General features: G+C 72.5%; 17 protein-coding genes and 1 tRNA gene. 16 read left to right on the top strand and 2 right to left on the bottom strand.

The features are described 5' to 3' along the window. Positions 1-2: 2 nt before the first annotated feature. On the top strand, positions 3-422 hold the full coding sequence (gene ndk / locus AB0N84_RS00675; protein ID WP_069711497.1) for a nucleoside-diphosphate kinase: 420 nt from the start codon (positions 3-5) through the stop codon (positions 420-422). A 28-nt stretch (positions 423-450) separates the two neighbouring features. Beyond that, the gene (locus AB0N84_RS00670) at positions 451-1302 is read left to right on the top strand and encodes a thioredoxin domain-containing protein (RefSeq protein ID WP_069711496.1); all 852 of its coding nucleotides are present in this window, start codon (positions 451-453) and stop codon (positions 1300-1302) included. 470 nt (positions 1303-1772) lie between these two features. Here AB0N84_RS00670 and AB0N84_RS00665 read toward each other — a convergent pair whose 3' ends face one another. Further along, entirely contained in the window at positions 1773-2375 is a 603-nt protein-coding gene (locus AB0N84_RS00665) for a vitamin K epoxide reductase family protein (protein WP_289457627.1), read from the bottom strand. 335 nt (positions 2376-2710) lie between these two features. Here AB0N84_RS00665 and AB0N84_RS00660 point away from each other — a divergent pair, with 335 nt between their 5' ends. After that, positions 2711-5566: an Rne/Rng family ribonuclease gene (locus AB0N84_RS00660; protein WP_363543077.1), complete on the top strand. Its 2856-nt coding sequence runs from the start codon at positions 2711-2713 to the stop codon at positions 5564-5566. A gap of 1 nt (position 5567) precedes the next feature. Next, on the top strand, positions 5568-6521 hold the full coding sequence (locus tag AB0N84_RS00655; protein WP_363543075.1) for a hypothetical protein: 954 nt from the start codon (positions 5568-5570) through the stop codon (positions 6519-6521). A 72-nt stretch (positions 6522-6593) separates the two neighbouring features. Here AB0N84_RS00655 and AB0N84_RS00650 read toward each other — a convergent pair whose 3' ends face one another. Continuing rightward, entirely contained in the window at positions 6594-6866 is a 273-nt protein-coding gene (locus tag AB0N84_RS00650; protein WP_069711492.1) for a DUF4031 domain-containing protein, read from the bottom strand. A gap of 177 nt (positions 6867-7043) precedes the next feature. Between AB0N84_RS00650 and rplU the strand changes: the two genes are divergently transcribed. The 12 genes from rplU to AB0N84_RS00590 all read left to right on the top strand — a co-directional run bounded on the left by rplU (position 7044) and on the right by AB0N84_RS00590 (position 17026). Beyond that, complete coding sequence (gene rplU, locus AB0N84_RS00645; protein ID WP_069711491.1) at positions 7044-7352, top strand: 50S ribosomal protein L21; 309 nt, start codon at positions 7044-7046, stop codon at positions 7350-7352. A gap of 14 nt (positions 7353-7366) precedes the next feature. After that, positions 7367-7618: a 50S ribosomal protein L27 gene (gene rpmA / locus AB0N84_RS00640; protein ID WP_022905368.1), complete on the top strand. Its 252-nt coding sequence runs from the start codon at positions 7367-7369 to the stop codon at positions 7616-7618. Positions 7619-7744: 126 nt separating this feature from the next. Then, positions 7745-9253 carry a GTPase ObgE gene (obgE, locus tag AB0N84_RS00635; protein WP_069711490.1) on the top strand — a complete coding sequence of 503 codons (1509 nt, stop codon included), beginning with the start codon at positions 7745-7747 and terminating at the stop codon, positions 9251-9253. A 7-nt stretch (positions 9254-9260) separates the two neighbouring features. After that, positions 9261-10079 (top strand): glutamate 5-kinase, encoded by an 819-nt coding sequence (gene proB / locus AB0N84_RS00630; RefSeq protein ID WP_289457623.1) that lies wholly within the window; start codon positions 9261-9263, stop codon positions 10077-10079. 190 nt (positions 10080-10269) lie between these two features. Continuing rightward, on the top strand, positions 10270-11535 hold the full coding sequence (locus AB0N84_RS00625) for a glutamate-5-semialdehyde dehydrogenase (protein ID WP_289457622.1): 1266 nt from the start codon (positions 10270-10272) through the stop codon (positions 11533-11535). Positions 11536-11579: 44 nt separating this feature from the next. After that, complete coding sequence (locus tag AB0N84_RS00620; RefSeq protein WP_069711488.1) at positions 11580-11780, top strand: hypothetical protein; 201 nt, start codon at positions 11580-11582, stop codon at positions 11778-11780. Positions 11781-11791: 11 nt separating this feature from the next. Beyond that, positions 11792-12391 (top strand): nicotinate-nucleotide adenylyltransferase, encoded by a 600-nt coding sequence (gene nadD, locus AB0N84_RS00615; protein WP_083263708.1) that lies wholly within the window; start codon positions 11792-11794, stop codon positions 12389-12391. Beyond that, complete coding sequence (locus AB0N84_RS00610; RefSeq protein WP_363543070.1) at positions 12388-13806, top strand: hypothetical protein; 1419 nt, start codon at positions 12388-12390, stop codon at positions 13804-13806. Before nadD ends, AB0N84_RS00610 begins: the two co-directional genes overlap by 4 nt. 131 nt (positions 13807-13937) lie before the next feature. Continuing rightward, the gene (gene rsfS / locus AB0N84_RS00605) at positions 13938-14312 is read left to right on the top strand and encodes a ribosome silencing factor (protein ID WP_069711486.1); all 375 of its coding nucleotides are present in this window, start codon (positions 13938-13940) and stop codon (positions 14310-14312) included. A gap of 122 nt (positions 14313-14434) precedes the next feature. Next, a tRNA-Ala gene (locus tag AB0N84_RS00600) sits at positions 14435-14507 on the top strand. A 111-nt stretch (positions 14508-14618) separates the two neighbouring features. After that, positions 14619-15542 carry an aldose 1-epimerase family protein gene (locus AB0N84_RS00595; RefSeq protein WP_363543068.1) on the top strand — a complete coding sequence of 308 codons (924 nt, stop codon included), beginning with the start codon at positions 14619-14621 and terminating at the stop codon, positions 15540-15542. After that, on the top strand, positions 15521-17026 hold the full coding sequence (locus AB0N84_RS00590) for an anthranilate synthase component I family protein (protein ID WP_363543066.1): 1506 nt from the start codon (positions 15521-15523) through the stop codon (positions 17024-17026). The genes AB0N84_RS00595 and AB0N84_RS00590 overlap by 22 nt, the downstream gene beginning before the upstream one ends. Positions 17027-17083 lie beyond the last annotated feature (57 nt).

The following is a 17083-nucleotide window of genomic DNA, read 5'->3' as shown; positions in this document are numbered from 1 at the left end:
GCGTGTCCGATCTCGAAGAGACCCTCGTCCTCGTCAAGCCCGACGGCGTCGCCCGCCAGCTCACCGGAGAGGTCCTCCGCCGGATCGAGGCCAAGGGCTACGAGATCGTCGACCTGAAGATGGTGACCGCCTCCCGCGAGCTGCTCGACTCGCACTACGAGGAGCACCAGGGCAAGCCGTTCTTCGAGCCGCTCGTCGAGTTCATGCAGTCCGGACCCGTCGTCGCCGTGCGCGTCGCGGGCAACGGTGTGATCCAGGGCTTCCGCTCGCTCGCCGGCACCACCGACCCGACCTCGGCGGCCCCGGGCACCATCCGTGGCGACCTCGGTCGTGACTGGGGCCTCAAGGTGCAGCAGAACCTCGTGCACGGCTCGGACTCCCCGGAGTCCGCCGCCCGCGAGCTCGCCCTCTGGTTCGCGTGACCCCCGGCCCCGACAGGATCCCGAAGCGATGACGAACAACGACCGACCGACCAAGAACGAGCGCCGTCAGCACGCCCGCGACGTCGCCCGCCAGCGCGCCGACGCCGAGAAGCGTCGCAAGCGCCGCAACAAGTGGTTCCTCCAGGGCGGCATCGGCCTGGGCATCGTGGCAGTCGCGGCCATCGTCGCGATCGTCGTGGTGAACGTCAACAACGGTGGCGGCTCCGTGTCGGCCGCCGGCCCGAAGAACATGGTCACCGGCGGCATCCAGTTCACCGGTGCCGACGGCAAGATCGAGCCGGTGACGACGGGTGGTGTCTCCGCCGACGGCACCCCGTCCCCGGTCCCGACCGCCGACAGCGACGGCAAGGTCAAGGTCGTCGAGTACGTCGACTGGGCCTGCCCGGTCTGCAAGCAGTTCGAGGGCGCCTACGCCGACCAGATCGCCGACTACGTCAAGAACGGCCAGGCGACGCTCGAGATCCACCCGGTCTCGATCCTCGACCGCAGCTACCTCGGGTCGCGCTACGCCAGCCGTGCCGCGAACGCCGCCATGTGCGTTGCGAACAACGAGCCGGACAAGTTCCTCGACGTGCAGACGCAGTTCTTCGAGAAGCAGCCGGAGGAGGGCACGAAGGGCCTGACGAACGCCGAGATCGCCGACCTGGTGAAGGCCGGCGGCGCCACGAGCTCCGCGGTCTCCGAGTGCCTGTCGAACGAGACGTACAAGGGGTGGGTCACGAAGGTGACGAACCAGGTGCTCGCCGACGAGAGCCTCAAGGGTCCGCAGGGCTTCGGCACGCCGACCATCCTCGTGAACGGGCAGCGCGTGAACACGCTCACCGACGTCGTGCCGACCATCCAGGCCGCCGCGAAGTAGTCGCTCCACGCCGTACGGCCCCGTACCCCGCTCCCGGGGGTGCGGGGCCGTCGTCGTGCCCGGGGTCGCCGGGGTCGCTCGTGCGGGAGTCGGTCGGGCGCGCTCGCGTGCCTGGTCGTCCCGGGCGTACCTGGTCGTTCCGGGCGTACCTGGTCGATCTGTCCGACCAGGTACGCCCGTTCCCGCCGGGTACCGCACCTGTCATGGGAAGGAACGGGCGCGCACGTGGTCGACGGTGGGCAGCAGCGCCCGCGGGGCACACGGGCGCCAGCAGCGCGCGCGGCGCGGAGGAGCGGGTCGGTCGAGGGACAGGGCCGCGGGCGCACGTGGTCGTTCCGGGCGTGCCTGGTCGATCTGTTCCGCCAGGGACGCCCGTTCTCGCCAGGTACCGCACCTGTCATGGGAAGGAACGGGCGCGCACGTGGCCGCCCGCGGCCAGCAGCGCGCGCGGCGCGGAGCGCCTGCCGGCGTCAGAGCGTGGTGAGGACCCGGGGGAAGACGATCAGGATGCTGACCACGATCACGGCGTAGTTCGCCAGCACGAGCGCCCACGAGTAGGGCAGCAGCGCACGCCCGAACCGCTGGAGCCCGGCGCCGAAGCGTCCCTGCGCCGCGTTCCAGGTCGTGAAGATCCAGAACATCGGGATCGTGACGCTCCAGACGAGCAGGCACCAGGGGCACAGGTAGCCGATGACCCACACGGTCTGGGTGAAGAGCCAGGTCACGAAGACCCAGGCGAGGAACACGCCCGCGTTGAACAGGACCCAGAACCACCGGTGTCCGTTCCGCATGCCGGCGAGCAGCATGACGCCCACGGCGATCGGGGCGACGAAGCCCATCACGCCCAGGAGCGGGTTCGGGAAGCCGAAGAGCGACCCCTGCCAGCTCGTCATCACCTGCGAGCAGTTCACGAACGGACTGACGTCGCAGGACAGCGCCTTCGACGGGTTCTCGTACTTCGCGAACTCGTCGATCACCAGGTTGAACGCGGCGAAGAGGCCGACCGCGCCGGTCACGACGAGGAAGACCGCCATGGCGACGGGGCGGCGGGGCGAGGTTGCGCTCGTGCTCACGCCGTCATCATCGCATGCCCGTTCCGGTACTTTCCTGGCACGTCGTGCGACAATGGCTGGAGTCGCGCGGCCGATCCGTGCGGCGTGAGAGCTTTCCGGGCGCAGCCCGGACGATCAGGTGCGGTGAGAGCGCGCCGTGACCGGGACTCGCGTCACCTGGGACGCCGAGCCGGACGGGCCGGGTGCCCGACACGGAACGGCCGAGGACCACAACCCCAGGGCGGTGCGCACCGGTCGCAAGGAACGAACACGGGGACGTCGACGCCACCCGTGACAACCACAGAATTCCCGCCGTCCGACAGGGCGCGAGTGGGGCCGAGGAGTGCACCAGATCCATGGTGGAGCAGAACACCGACAACACGAACAACGAAGAAGTCGCACCGAAGCGCCGGGGACGCCTCTTCGGCAACCGCCGTGCGCGGTCCACCGGCCTGGAGGCCCGTGGTGACGTCGACGAGACCACCGCGGACGCCGAGACGGTCGCCGACGAGTCGATCGCGCCGACGGCGCCCGACGCCGTCCCGGCGTCGACGCCCGTGGCGGTCGAGCAGGTCGCGGTCGCCGCGACCGAGCCGCAGGACGTGTCGACCGTGACCGGCAGCCAGCCGGTCGTCGGGACGCCGCCGGTGTCCGAGGACGCGAGCCCCGCCGCGGTGACGCCCGTGACGGAGGCGACCCCTGCCTCCCGTCCGGAGCCCGCGTCGGCAGCCGAGCCCGTGTCGGCAGCCGAGCCGGAGGAGTCGGCCGCCGAGCCCTTCGTCCCGCGCGCGACCAGCACGCTCAGCCTGATCTTCCACGCGCCGGTCCTGCCGGACCTCCCGGTCCGCCCGGCCCGCGACGAGCACGACGACGAGGACGAGGACGACGAGCAGGGCGGCAACCGTCGTCGCTCGCGCCGCCGTGGCAGCAGCGCCGACCGTCAGGAGCGGGGCGTCCGCGAACCGCGCGACCACCAGGAACCGCGTCGTCGCGAGCCCGAGCTCATCACCGAGCCGCAGCGCATCAAGGGCTCCACGCGCCTCGAGGCGAAGAAGCAGCGTCGCCGCGACGGCCGTGACGCCGGTCGTCGTCGCACGGTCATCACCGAGGACGAGTTCCTCGCCCGCCGCGAGAGCGTCGACCGCCAGATGATCGTGCGGTCGAGCTCGTCGAAGATCGAGATCGGCGTGCTCGAGGACAACGTGCTCGCCGAGCACTACGTCACGAAGTCGCACAACGTCTCGCTCATCGGCAACGTCTACCTCGGCAAGGTGCAGAACGTGCTGCCCTCGATGGAGGCGGCGTTCGTCGACATCGGCCGCGGCCGCAACGCGGTGCTCTACGCCGGCGAGGTCGACTGGAACTCGGTCGACACCGGCAACCACGGCCGTCGCATCGAGGCCGCGCTCCGCCCCGGCGACAAGGTGCTCGTGCAGGTCACGAAGGACCCGGTGGGCCACAAGGGTGCCCGCCTCACCTCACAGGTCTCGCTGCCCGGTCGCTACCTGGTGTACGTGCCGAACGGCTCGATGAACGGCATCTCCCGCAAGCTGCCGGACACCGAGCGCGCTCGCCTGAAGAAGATCCTCAAGGAGGTCCTGCCGGAGCACGCGGGCGTCATCGTGCGCACCGCGGCCGAGGGCGCGACCGAGGAGCAGCTCACCCGCGACGTGCAGCGCCTGACCAGCCAGTGGGAGGCGATCCAGAAGAAGGTCGCGAACGGCCAGGCACCGGTCATGCTCCACTCGGAGCCCGACCTGCTCGTGAAGATCGTCCGCGACGTCTTCAACGAGGACTTCACGAAGCTCATCATCGACGGCGACGCCGCCCGCGGCACGATCGAGGAGTACCTCGACGCCGTCGCGCCGGACCTCAAGGACCGCGTCGAGATCTACGACGGCCCGGACTCCTTCGAGGAGTACCGCCTCAACGAGCAGATCGAGAAGGCGCTCGACCGCAAGGTCTGGCTGCCGTCGGGTGGCTCGCTCGTGATCGACCGCACCGAGGCCATGACGGTCGTCGACGTCAACACGGGCAAGTTCGTCGGCTCGGGCGGCAACCTCGAGGAGACCGTCACGAAGAACAACCTCGAGGCGGCCGAGGAGATCGTCCGGCAGCTCCGGCTCCGGGACATCGGCGGCATCATCGTCGTCGACTTCATCGACATGGTGCTCGAGTCGAACCGTGACCTCGTGCTCCGTCGACTCGTCGAGTGCCTGAGCCGCGACCGGACGAAGCACCAGGTCGCCGAGGTCACGTCGCTCGGTCTCGTGCAGATGACCCGCAAGAAGATCGGTGTCGGCCTCCGCGAGTCCCTCGACGAGGTCAACGCGAAGGTCAACGACAACAACGCGGACCCGGGGCCGTCGAAGAGCCGGCGGAAGGCCCGCGGGAACAGCGGCCCGAACGGCGGCAACGGCAACGGCAACGGCGCGTCGGGCAACGGCTCGCACGGGTCGAACGGCCAGTCGTCCCAGGCGCACCAGATCACCGAGGACGTCAAGAACGCGCTGTCCCGCATCGCGGCCTCGACGCTGCCCCACGACGAGGCCGCCGCCGGTGTGACCGGTGTCGCGGCTCCGAACGGTGGCCAGGCTCCCGCCGCGTCGACGGTCTCGCCGGTGTCCGCGCCGGAGCAGGGGACCGAGCAGGACGCGTCGACCCCCGCCGCCGACGGCCAGGGTGGCGAGCAGCCGTCCGGCTCGAAGCGTCGTCGTCGCCGTGGTGGCCGCGGCGCCGGTGCCCCGGGTGCGGAGCAGGCGTCGTCGTCGAACGACGAGCTGCCCTCGGCCGCTGTGGAGAAGACCGCTGTGGAGCCGACCGCTGTGGAGCCGACCGCTGCGCCCGAGCCCGCCGCCCGTGCGGACGTCCCCGCGGTCGCCGAGGCGACCACTGCCGGCGAGCCGACCGGCGCGCCGACGAAGAGCGCCGCGCCGGCCCGACGTCGCGTGAGTTCGAGCGCTCCGGTCACCCCGACGGAGAACACGGTCGCGATCCTCGACATCCCCGTCGCGGTCACGAAGCGCGAGCCGCGGCCGGTCCGCGACGACGCCGAGTCGCTGCTCGACTCGGTGCTGCAGGCGCTCCCGGAGCCGAAGCAGCCCGGTCAGGGCCGTTCGCGGTCCCGGCGGGTGTCGTCCCCGAGCATCAGCGCGCCCGCGTCGTCCGGTGACGACGTGCAGGACGACGGCGCCGTGATCGTGGGGAACTGAGGTGACCGACCCGGGCGACCCGCGCGGACGGCAGCCGGACCGCGGGTTCTACGGTGCGGGCTGGTCGCAGCCCGCACCGCCCGGGCCGGGGCCCTCCGCCGGGAACGCCTGGGCGGGGCAGCAGGTCCCGCAGCAGCCCGCCGGGCAGCAGGTCCCGCACCAGCCGTACGGGCAGCAGCCCGGCGAGCAGCAGGCGCCCGGGCTCCGGCCGCGGGGACGGTCGGGGCGCAGCAGCGCGGACCCGCGTCGTGCCTTCGCACCGGGTGCCTCGGTCGCCAACACGACGGGCGCGCTCATCGCCGTCGTGTCCGTCGTGCTCGTCGAGTTCGTCTCCGGGGTCCTCGGACTGCTCGGGACGTCCCTGGTGGTGCACCCGTTCTCGACCTACGGCACCGGTGCGACCCTGCTCGGCAGCTTCGTCTCCGGCGTCTTCGCCTCGCCGTTCCCCTTCTACGCCGGGGCGTTCACGGCGCTGGCCTTCCTCACGCCGATCGCCCGCCGCAGCCCGCTGCCGACGGTGCTCCTCCGCGCTGTCCTCGCCGGTGCCGCCGGGACGGTCGCGCTCGCCCTCGTCGGGGTGTTCACCGGGTCGTGGGCGGCCGCCCGCACCGGCTCGGGAGCCCGGCTCGTCATCGACGTCGTCACCGCCCCGCTGCAGAACGGCGTCCCCTTCACCCTCATGCTCCTCGCGACGTCCACCGCGGCGTGGCTGTGGCTCGGCCGTCCCCGCGGACAGCGCGCGGGACAGCAGTCCGGTGCTGGCCGCCCCGGGACCGTGCGCCCGGCCGACGCGGTCCCGCCGTCGACCGTGCAGCCCGTACCGGGTCCGCCGCTGCCGCGGGACCCGGGGCCGTCCGTGCCGCCCGTGGGTGGCCAGCAGCCGGGGCAGCCCAACGTGGGCGGACAGCAGCCGGTCCCGGGACCGGACGACCGCTGGATGCCGCCGAGCCGCTGACCGGACCCGTCCCGCCGGAGCGGGGCGTGCCTCCCGTCCGGCGCCGTCTGGACTCAGCGTCGGGGCGCGACCTCAGTGCGCGCGCTTGTCCCGCTGCGCCACCCGCAGTCCGCTCGCGATGAGGCGGAGCACCAGCTCACGCCCGGTGACGGCCGTGGCACCCGCGGCGACCAGTTCGTCGTAGCGCGCGAGGGGGACGTCGTAGTGGTCGTGGTCGAACGCCCGGCGGGGGATCCCGGCGCGTGCGGCGAAGGCGTGCAGCTCGTCGTAGGATCGGTCACTGACGAGGTGCGACCAGACGGTGTCGTGGGCGGGCCACGTCGGCGGGTCGATCAGCACGGTCACGCGGCAATGCTACGTGTGTCGCCGTTTGACCGGAGCCGGGGACATCGAGTAAACTCGATCCCTGGTGTCAGCGGGCCGTTCTGCCTGCGTCGCCGATCGGGCCCGGGCTCCGGGAGCCGCTCGTGCAGAAGTGGGCACCCGAGACTTCCCTCAAGCAGAGTACGTAAGGAATTCCACGTGGTTTACGCAGTAGTGCGCGCCGGCGGCCGTCAGGAAAAGGTCGAGGTCGGGACGATCATCACGCTCGACCGAGCCAAGGCCGACGACAAGGGCAACATCGACCTCGCCCCGGTGCTCCTCGTGGACGGTGACAAGATCACGTCGGCGGCCTCCGAGCTCGCGAACGTGACCGTCACCGCCCAGGTGCTCGAGGACCTCCGCGGTCCGAAGGTCGTCATCCAGAAGTTCAAGAACAAGACCGGGTACAAGAAGCGTCAGGGTTTCCGCGCTGAGCTGACCCGCGTCAAGATCACCTCGATCGCGTAAGGCGGGAGTAGAAGATGGCACACAAGAAGGGTGCGAGCTCCACTCGCAACGGTCGTGACTCGAACGCACAGCGCCTCGGCGTGAAGCGCTTCGGTGGCGAGGTCGTCAACGCCGGCGAGATCATCCTCCGCCAGCGTGGCACCCACTTCCACCCGGGCGCCAACGTCGGCCGTGGTGGCGACGACACGCTGTTCGCCCTCTCGGCCGGTTCGGTCGAGTTCGGCACCAAGGGCGGCCGCAAGGTCGTCAACATCGTCAACGCGTAACACCAGCGACGACAGACTCTGCGGGAGGGGCGGGCCACGTGCCCGCCCCTCCCGTTCTTTCGTGCAACACCCGGCGGCACCGCTGCGACACCTCGTGGCCCCGCTGCAACACCTAGGAGTGGACCCATGGCGACCTTCGTCGACCGCGTGACCCTGCACCTCACCGCGGGGAACGGCGGCAACGGCTGCGTGTCGGTCCGCCGTGAGAAGTTCAAGCCCCTCGCCGGCCCGGACGGCGGCAACGGCGGCGACGGTGGCGACATCGTGCTCGTCGCCGACCCGCAGGTGACGACCCTGCTCGGCTACCACCGCTCGCCGCACCGTTCGTCGCGCAACGGTCAGCCCGGCATGGGCGACCACCGCAGCGGCGTGAGCGGTGAGACCCTCGAGCTACCCGTGCCGATCGGCACCGTCGTGCACGACGAGGGCGGCGAGGTCCTCGCCGACATGACCGAGCCGGGCATGCGGGTCGTCGTGGCCCCCGGTGGCCAGGGTGGCCTCGGCAACGCGGCGCTCGCGACCACGAAGCGCAAGGCCCCCGGGTTCGCGCTGCTCGGCACGCCCGGGTGGACCGGTGACGTCAGCCTCGAGCTGAAGACCATCGCCGACGTCGCGCTCGTCGGCTTCCCGAGCGCCGGCAAGTCCTCGCTCATCGCCGCGGTCTCCGCCGCGAAGCCGAAGATCGCCGACTACCCGTTCACCACCCTGACCCCGAACCTCGGCGTCGTCGAGTCCGGTGACGTCCGCTTCACCGTCGCCGACGTCCCCGGGCTCATCGAGGGTGCCTCGGAGGGCAAGGGCCTCGGCCTCGAGTTCCTCCGCCACGTCGAGCGCTGCGAGGCGCTCCTGCACGTCATCGACTGCGCGACGATGGACCCGGGTCGCGACCCCCTCAGCGACCTCGACGTCATCCTCGGCGAGCTCGAGCGCTACCCGGTGCCCGAGGGACAGACGCCGCTGCTCGAGCGTCCCCAGCTCGTCGCGCTCAACAAGGTCGACGTGCCCGAGGCCGCCGAGCTCGCCGAGTTCGTCACCGCCGAGCTCGAGGAGCGCGGCTACCGCGTCTTCCCGATCTCGACGGCCTCCCGGCAGGGCCTGCGCGAGCTGACCTTCGCCATGGCCGAGGTCGTCGAGCGCGCCCGCGCCGAGCGTCCCGCGGCACCGGAGCAGGAGCGCATCGTGCTCCGGCCGAAGGCGGTCGACGAGAAGCCCTTCACCGTGCGCGCCGAGGGCGGCGAGGAGCACCGCTTCTACCGGGTCCGTGGCGCCAAGCCGGAGCGCTGGGTCGTGCAGACCGACTTCACGAACGAGGAGGCGATCGGCTACCTGGCCGACCGGCTCGCGAAGCTCGGCGTCGAGGACGGCCTGTTCAAGGCCGGTGCCGTCGCCGGCTCCACCGTCGTGATCGGCGGCGACGGCGGCATGGTGTTCGACTGGGAGCCCACGCTCACCTCGACCGCGGAGCTCATCACGAGTGCCCGCGGCACCGACGCCCGGGTCGGCGGGTCCTCGCGACCCACCCGCAACGAGCGCCGCGAGGACTACTTCGAGCGCATGGACGCCAAGGCGGCCGCACGCGCCGAACTCGAGCAGGAGCGCATCTCCGGCCTGTGGGCCGACGACGACGAGGACTGATCCCGGCATGACCGACACGAGCGCGCGCACCGACCTCGGACCCGTCACCCGGCGGCAGGACGTCCCGCGTGCACGTCGGCTCGTGGTCAAGGTCGGGTCGTCGTCGGTCAGCGGGGAGAACACCGGGCAGATCGCGGCGCTCGTCGACGCGATCGCCGCCGCGCACGCCCGGGGGACCGAGGTGGTCCTGGTGTCCTCCGGAGCGATCGCCACGGGCTTCCCGTTCCTCGGACTCGAGGGACGGCCGGACGACCTCGCGACGCAGCAGGCGGCGGCGGCCACGGGCCAGAACGTGCTCATGTTCCGCTACCAGAAGGAACTCGACCGGCACGGGGTCGTCGCGGCGCAGGTCCTGCTCACCGCCGGCGACCTGCAGAACCCGACGCACCGGGTGAACGCCCAGCGCGCCGTGGACCGCTTGCTCGCGCTGCGGGTGCTGCCGATCGTCAACGAGAACGACACGGTCGCCACGGACGAGATCCGCTTCGGCGACAACGACCGACTCGCGGCGCTCGTCGCCCGGCTGCTCGGCGCCGATGCGCTCGTGCTCCTGTCCGACGTCGAGTCGCTGTACACGCGACCCCCCGAGCACCCGGACGCGGAGCCGATCGACGAGGTCCCGTTCGGGGACGAGCTCGCCGGGGTCACGTTCGGGTCCACCGGGAAGGCCGGGGTCGGCACCGGGGGAGCGGGGACCAAGGTCGCCGCGGCACGGCTCGCGGCCGAGGCCGGCACCGCCGTGCTCGTGACGGCGACGGCGCTGGTGGACCGGGCGCTGACCGGCGAGCACGTCGGCACCTGGTTCCACGCGGCTCCGCGCGGCTGACGCAGCAGGCAATGGCGAGCGGCCGGGAGGCGCGGTGCCGGTCCAGCGTGTGGCCAGACACCGCCACGTGGCCGAGACGCCGCCGGATCCGGGCCCGTCTCGGCGCCGCCGGACCGTCTCGCATTGAAGGTGGCGTCTCGTCGCCGTCACGACGGGCGTCACGATGCCGGCGGCGACCTATCATCGGACCATGTCGCCGACGGTCACCGCTCCCACGCTCACCGACAAGCTCGTCGCCGCCCGTGCCGCGTCGACCGCACTGGCGACGGCCACGACCGCGGTCAAGGACCGGGCACTCCGGGCCGTGGCGGCGGCCCTCCGGGACGGCACCGACGCGATCGTCACCGCGAACCACGACGACCTCGTGGCGGGCGAGGAGCGCGGCACGTCCTCCGGACTCCTCGATCGGCTGCGGCTCGACGCGGGACGGATCGACGCCCTGGCGGCAGCGGTGGAGCACGTCGTCGGCCTCACCGACCCGGTGGGGGAGCACGTCCGCGGCTCCCGGCTGCCGAACGGCCTGCAGCTCACCCAGGTGCGCGTGCCGTTCGGGGTGGTCGGGGCCATCTACGAGGCGCGCCCGAACGTCACGGTCGACATCGCCGCCCTGGCACTGAAGAGCGGCAACGCCGTCGTGCTGCGCGGCGGGTCGGCGGCGCAGCGCACCAACGCCGAGCTGGTGGAGCGGATCCGCGCCGCGGTCGCCTCGGTCGGGCTGCCGGCGGACCTCGTGCAGACGATCGACGAGTTCGGGCGACAGGGCGCGACGGACCTCATGCGCGCCAGGGGCCTGGTGGACGTGCTCGTGCCCCGGGGGAGCGCCTCGCTCATCCAGACGGTGGTGACCGAGTCGCAGGTGCCCGTGATCGAGACCGGCGCCGGCGTCGTGCACGTGTTCCTCGACGCCTCGGCACCGCTGGCGCGCTCGGTCGACATCGTGCTCAACAGCAAGGTGCAGCGGCCGAGCGTCTGCAACGCGCTCGAGACCCTGCTCGTGCACGAGGGTGCCGCCGAGCGGCTGCTGCCCGAGCTGGCCGACCGGCTGCGCGCCGCGGGCGTCACCCTGCGTGGGGACGACGCCACCCGGACGATCGTGCCGGGCGTGCTGCGGGCGACCGAGGCCGACTGGGCGACGGAGTCCATGGACCTCGACCTCTCGATCCGCGTCGTGCCCGACGTCGACGCGGCGATGGCCCACATCGCGCGGTGGTCGACGCACCACACCGAGTCGATCGTCACGGACGACCTCGTCACGGCCGAGCGGTTCCTCGCCGAGGTCGACTCGGCCGTGGTGATGGCCAACGCCTCGACCCGCTTCACCGACGGCGGGGAGTTCGGCTTCGGTGCCGAGGTCGGCATCTCCACGCAGAAGCTGCACGCCCGCGGCCCCATGGGGCTGCCGGAACTGACGAGCACCAAGTGGATCGTGCGCGGGCAGGGTCAGATCCGCGGCTAGACTGGGCGGCGACTTCCCACCCGATCGAACGGAGCACCGGACCGATGACCTTCCTCGCTGAAGCCGCAGAGCACGCCTCCTCGGTCCCCGCGTTCGTCTTCCCGATGTGCGGCGCGCTCTTCTTCATCTTCCTCGGGTTCGTGACCTGGAGCTTCCGCGACGTCGCCTACCGCCACTCGCACAAGTTCGAGGCCACCCGCCACCACGAGACGGGTGTCGACGAGTTCGGTCACACCAAGCTCTGACCAGCCGCTCGATGCTCGAGAGCACGGGGCGCCCCCGCATCGGCGTGATGGGTGGCACGTTCGACCCGATCCACCACGGGCACCTCGTGGCGGCATCGGAGGTCGCCCGCGCCTTCGACCTGGACGAGGTCGTGTTCGTCCCGACCGGCCAGCCGTACATGAAGTCCGACGTCACCGACGCCGAGCACCGCTACCTCATGACGGTGATCGCGACGGCGTCGAACCCGATGTTCACCGTCAGCCGCGTCGACATCGACCGGCCCGGTCCGACCTACACGATCGACACCCTGCGGGACCTCCACGACCAGCGACCGGACGCCCAGCTCGTCTTCATCTCGGGCGCTGACGCCGTTCAGCAGATCCTCGACTGGAAGGACCACGATGAGCTGTGGGACCTCGCGCACTTCGTCGCGGTCACGCGGCCGGGGCACGACCTGAGCATCACCGGTCTCCCCGAGCGTGACGTGAGCGTGCTCGAAGTCCCCGCACTGGCGATATCCTCGACCGATTGCCGCGACCGGGTCAGGCGTGGCCACCCGGTCTGGTACCTGGTCCCGGACGGGGTCGTCCAGTACATCTCCAAGCACCACCTGTATCGGAGCGTTGCATGAGTTCGTCCGACGCGCAGCCGCCACTGTCGCGGCGCGAGGCGCGCGAGCGGGAGCGTGCCGCCGCAGCCGGCGGGCAGCCGGTCACGCCGCCGCCCACCGTCGCCGCCCCCACCACCGGCGAGGCCGACGGGCCGCGTCGCCCCGGCTCGCACGTCGCGCCGTCGCCGAGCGGACCGGCGCAGTCCGCCGTCCGCCCGGGCAGCGAGAGCGGGCCGCGTTCCGCGGGCACCGCTCCGTCCGCGGGCGTGTTCCCGCTCACGCCGGCACCCGCCTCCGCGACCGAGATCGTGCCGGGGACCGGGGGTCTCACCCGCCGACAGCTCCGACTGATGCGCGAGGCCGAGGGGCAGGCGGTCCAGCCCGTGCCCCTGCGTGCGCCGACGCCGCACTCCTCCGACCGCACCGTGCAGGACGTCATCGGATCCGTCGACGACCTGCACGGCGGCGCGCACGACGACCCCGCGCAGGAGTCGTCCGCCGAGCCCGAGCAGCTCGACGCCGCGACCGTGGCGCAGGCCACCGAGGCCGACGGCTCGCCCGACGCCGTCGAGCCCCTGAGCGAGGCCGCCGCACACGCCGAGGAACCGCGCCGGCACCGCTCGACGTGGGCGCCGCCGGAGGACGACGACGCCCAGGACCACGACGCGCAGGACCACGACGCCCAGGGCCACGACGCTCAGGACCACGACGCCCAGGACGACGACGTGCAGGACGCCGGTACCGGGTCGGTCGCTGCGATGCCGACGACCGCTGTGCCGTCCTCCTCGACGCCCGTGGTCTTCCCGCTGTCGCTCGACGACGACACGAACGAGGTACCGGTCCAGCGGCCCACGCCCGCGACCGACGACCGCGACGACGACCGGAACGGTCGCGACGTGCCGGAGGCTCCCCGTCTGCCCGCCGCGTTCCAGCGGCCGACCGAGCCCAAGCCCGTCACCACGGCCTTCGAGCCGCCCGCCGGTCACTGGTCGCAGCAGGCCCAGGACGGTGACGACGTGCACGACGCGACCGGGGTCCGCCGCCTGGCGGTGCAGGACACGAACTCGATCGTGCTGCCCGACTCGGCCCTCGCGGACCCGACGGGCGCGTTGAACGCGACCGGCGAGGTCATCCTGACCGGGTCGATCGACCTGCCCGCCTCGCTGTCGTCGACCGGGTCGCACCGACCGATCGACGGTGCCGAGGTCGACCGGTTGCTCGAGCAGCACGACGAGCAGCCCGAGACGGACGCCAGCCCCGTGCGGGCGAGCCGTGCGGTGTCGAGCCACACCTCCACGCGACAGGTCGTCCTCGCGGCGGCGAAGCCGAAGGAGTCCCGCACCCCGGTGATCCTCGGCGTCACCGTCGGTGCCGTCGGCCTCGCCGCGGCTGGCGTCATCATCGTCGCGCTGCTGACCACCCACTTCGGCGGCTGACCGCCCCCGACACCACCTCGGGTCCTCGTCCACCCCGCCGCACCGGCCTGGCCGCTGTCGGCGGGGTGGCCTATGATCGGGACCCACCACACGGAGCCGCACACGGCGGGTCCGTCGACCGGAAGGACTCCGTGACCGCCTCCCCACGTGCACTGGAACTCGTGCAGATCGCCGCCCAGGCGGCCGACGCGAAGCAGGCCGAAGACCTCGTCGCCCTCGACGTGACCGCCCCGCTGCAGCTCACCGACGTGTTCCTGCTCGCGACCGGTCGGAACGAGCGCAACGTGCTCGCCATCGCGGACGAGGTCGAGGACCGGCTCATCGCGGCCGGCGCGAAGCCCCTCCGTCGCGAAGGACGGACCGAGGGTCGCTGGGTCCTCATCGACTTCGGGGAGATCGTCGTGCACGTCTTCCACGAGGAGGACCGCCAGTACTACTCGCTCGAGCGGCTCTGGTCGGACTGCCCGACGATCCCGCTCGAACTGCCGGTCGACCACACCGCGTAGGTGCGACGCGCCCGGGTGGCGGCGACGATTTCGTCACCCGGGGTCCGCGTGGTGTACGCTTCCATGGTGCCTCCGGGAACGGTGGCACGGAAGAACGGCAAGACGAACGGCAGTACCATCACGGGTCTGTGGCGCAGCTGGTAGCGCACCTGCATGGCATGCAGGGGGTCAGGGGTTCGAGTCCCCTCAGATCCACCCACAACGGAACACGCAGGAACCCCGTCGCGATGCGGCGGGGTTTCGTCGTTCCCGGGCGCCGGCCTCCGCGGTCCGGCGCGGCTCCCGCCCGCCACTACGCTGATCCGCATGAGCAACGACGCGCCCCTGTCCGGATCCGCCCTGACGATCACCGCCGGCGGGTACACCGCCGAGATCGCTTCGGTGGGGGCCTCGCTCCGGACCCTCCGCGTCGAGGGGCGTGACCTGGTCGTGCCGTTCGCCGCCGACGAGGTCCGCCCGGCCTTCCGCGGTGCCGTGCTCGCGCCGTGGCCGAACCGGGTCGTCGACGGTCGCTACACGTTCGACGGCCGGGAGCACGAGCTCGCCCTGACCGAGCCGAAGCGCCAGCACGCCCTGCACGGCCTCGTCGCGTGGACCGACTTCCGCGTCGTCGCGCACGAGCCCGACCGTGCCGTCCTCGCCACCACGGTGCCGGCGCAGGAGGGCTACCCGTTCCGCGTCGAGGTGCTCGTCGAGTACCGCCTCGACGCCGACGGCCTGCACACGACGATCACCGGCACGAACACGGGCGCCGACGCGGCACCGTGGGGGACCGGGCCGCACCCGTACCTCGTGGCCGGTGCCGGCCGGGTCGACGACTGGACGCTGACCCTGCCCGCGTCCGAGGTGCTCGAGGTCACCGAGGACCGCCTGGTGCCGACCGGTCTCGCGCCCGTGCACGACGCGTTCGACCTCCGCACCGCGACCCCGATCGGCGACCGGTTCATCGACCACGCCTTCACCGGGTTCGACCGCGACGCCGCGGGGACCGCCACCATCGTGCTCACCGCGGCGGACGGGCACGGCGTCCGGGTGTCCTTCGGTCCGGAGTGCGGCTGGGCGCAGGTGCACACCGCCGACCACGTCGTCCCCGAGTACCACCGTGTCGGGCTCGCGGTCGAGCCGATGACCTGCGCGCCGGACGCCTTCAACGCCGGGTCCGGGTCCGGCCTCGTCGTGCTCGCCCCCGGTGCCGCACACGCCGCGTCGTGGACGATCGCCGCGGTCTGAGCCGAGCGCGGGTCGTCGCGCGACGGCTCGACCGGACGCCGGACCTCGGCGCGCTCGCGGCGGCGACGACCGCTGACGTCGTCTGGCTCGACTCCGGTCTGCCCGACGGCGCCCCCGACACCGCCCACGAGCGGGCCGCCTGGTCGGTCCTCGCGCTGACGGACGGTCCCTTCTCGACGCGGTTCCGGCACGAGGACCGCCGGGCCGTCCTCGATGTCCCACCCGCCGCCGAGCTGTGGTTCGGGGCGTCCCGCACGGAGGACCGCCGGGCGTTCGCCGTGCTCGGCGACCTGCTCGAGCGCACGCCGGTGCTCGACGCGCCCGTGCCCGGCTGCGGCTTCGCGCTCGGGTGGGTCGGGTTCCTCGGGTACGAGCTCGGCCGGGAGTCGGACGGTCCGGACCGCACCGCCGACGGGCACGCCGACGCGGACCTGCGGTTCGTCGACCGCGCGGTGGTCGTGCACGCCGACGGGCGCGCCTGGGCGCTCGCCCTGGTGGGCGAGGACGAGCCGACGGCCGGTGCGGCGAACCGGGCGTGGCTCGAGGACCCGCACGGGTCGCGGACGCGGGGCGCCGCGCCGGACGCGACCACGGGCCTCCCGGCCGTCGCCACCGGGCGCGTGACGCGCGCCGCCTACGAGGCGGCCGTGGAGGACTGCCGCACCGAGATCCGCGAGGGGAACGCGTTCCAGGTGTGTCTCACCACCGCCTTCGCGGTGGGGACGGTCGGACGGGAGGCGCGGGTCGGCCCCGGCACGGACCCCCACCTGGACGAGTACCTGCGGGTGCGACGGGCGGACCCCGTGCCGTTCGGTGCGTACCTGCGGCTCGGCCCCCTGCGGGTGGCGAGCCGGTCGCCGGAGCGCTTCCTGCGCGTCGACGCGGCGGGCACGGTGGTCGCGGAGCCCATCAAGGGGACCCGGCGGCGTGACCCGGACCCGGCGCGCGACGCGGTCGTCCGGGCCGGACTGGCGACGAGCGCGAAGGACCGGGCCGAGAACGTCATGATCGTCGACCTGCTGCGGAACGACCTGCTCCGGACGGCGGTGCCCGGGTCGGTGCACGTCGAGCGGCTCTGCGCCGTCGAGACCTACGCGAGCGTGCACCAGCTCGTGTCGACGGTGTCGGCGGTGCTGCCGGAGGGGGTCTCGCGGGCGGCGGTCGTGCACGCGGCGTTCCCGCCGGGGTCGATGACCGGCGCGCCGAAGCGCAGCGCGACGGCGATCGCGGACCGGCTCGAGGGTGCTCCGCGGGGCGTGTACTCCGGGGTCATCGGGTACTTCTCGGCGGACGGCTCGGTCGACCTGTCGGTGGCCATCCGCACACTGGTCACGGTCCTCGACGGTCGGGGCGTCGAGCGGTCGCGGTCGTTCGGCGCCGGTGGTGCGGTGACGTGGTCCTCGACGGCGGCGGACGAGGCCGACGAGGTCGAGACGAAGACCCGGTCGGTCCTCGGGGCGCTGGGAGCCACCCTGTCCTGGTGACGCCGGGCGTGTCGAACGCGTGTTCGACCAGGTTGTCCACGGATGTCGGACCCGGTT

This window comes from Curtobacterium sp. NPDC089185 (assembly GCF_040685235.1).
Taxonomy (GTDB): Bacteria; Actinomycetota; Actinomycetes; order Actinomycetales; family Microbacteriaceae; genus Curtobacterium; species Curtobacterium citri.
This window is presented reverse-complemented; position numbering and strand designations above follow the sequence as displayed.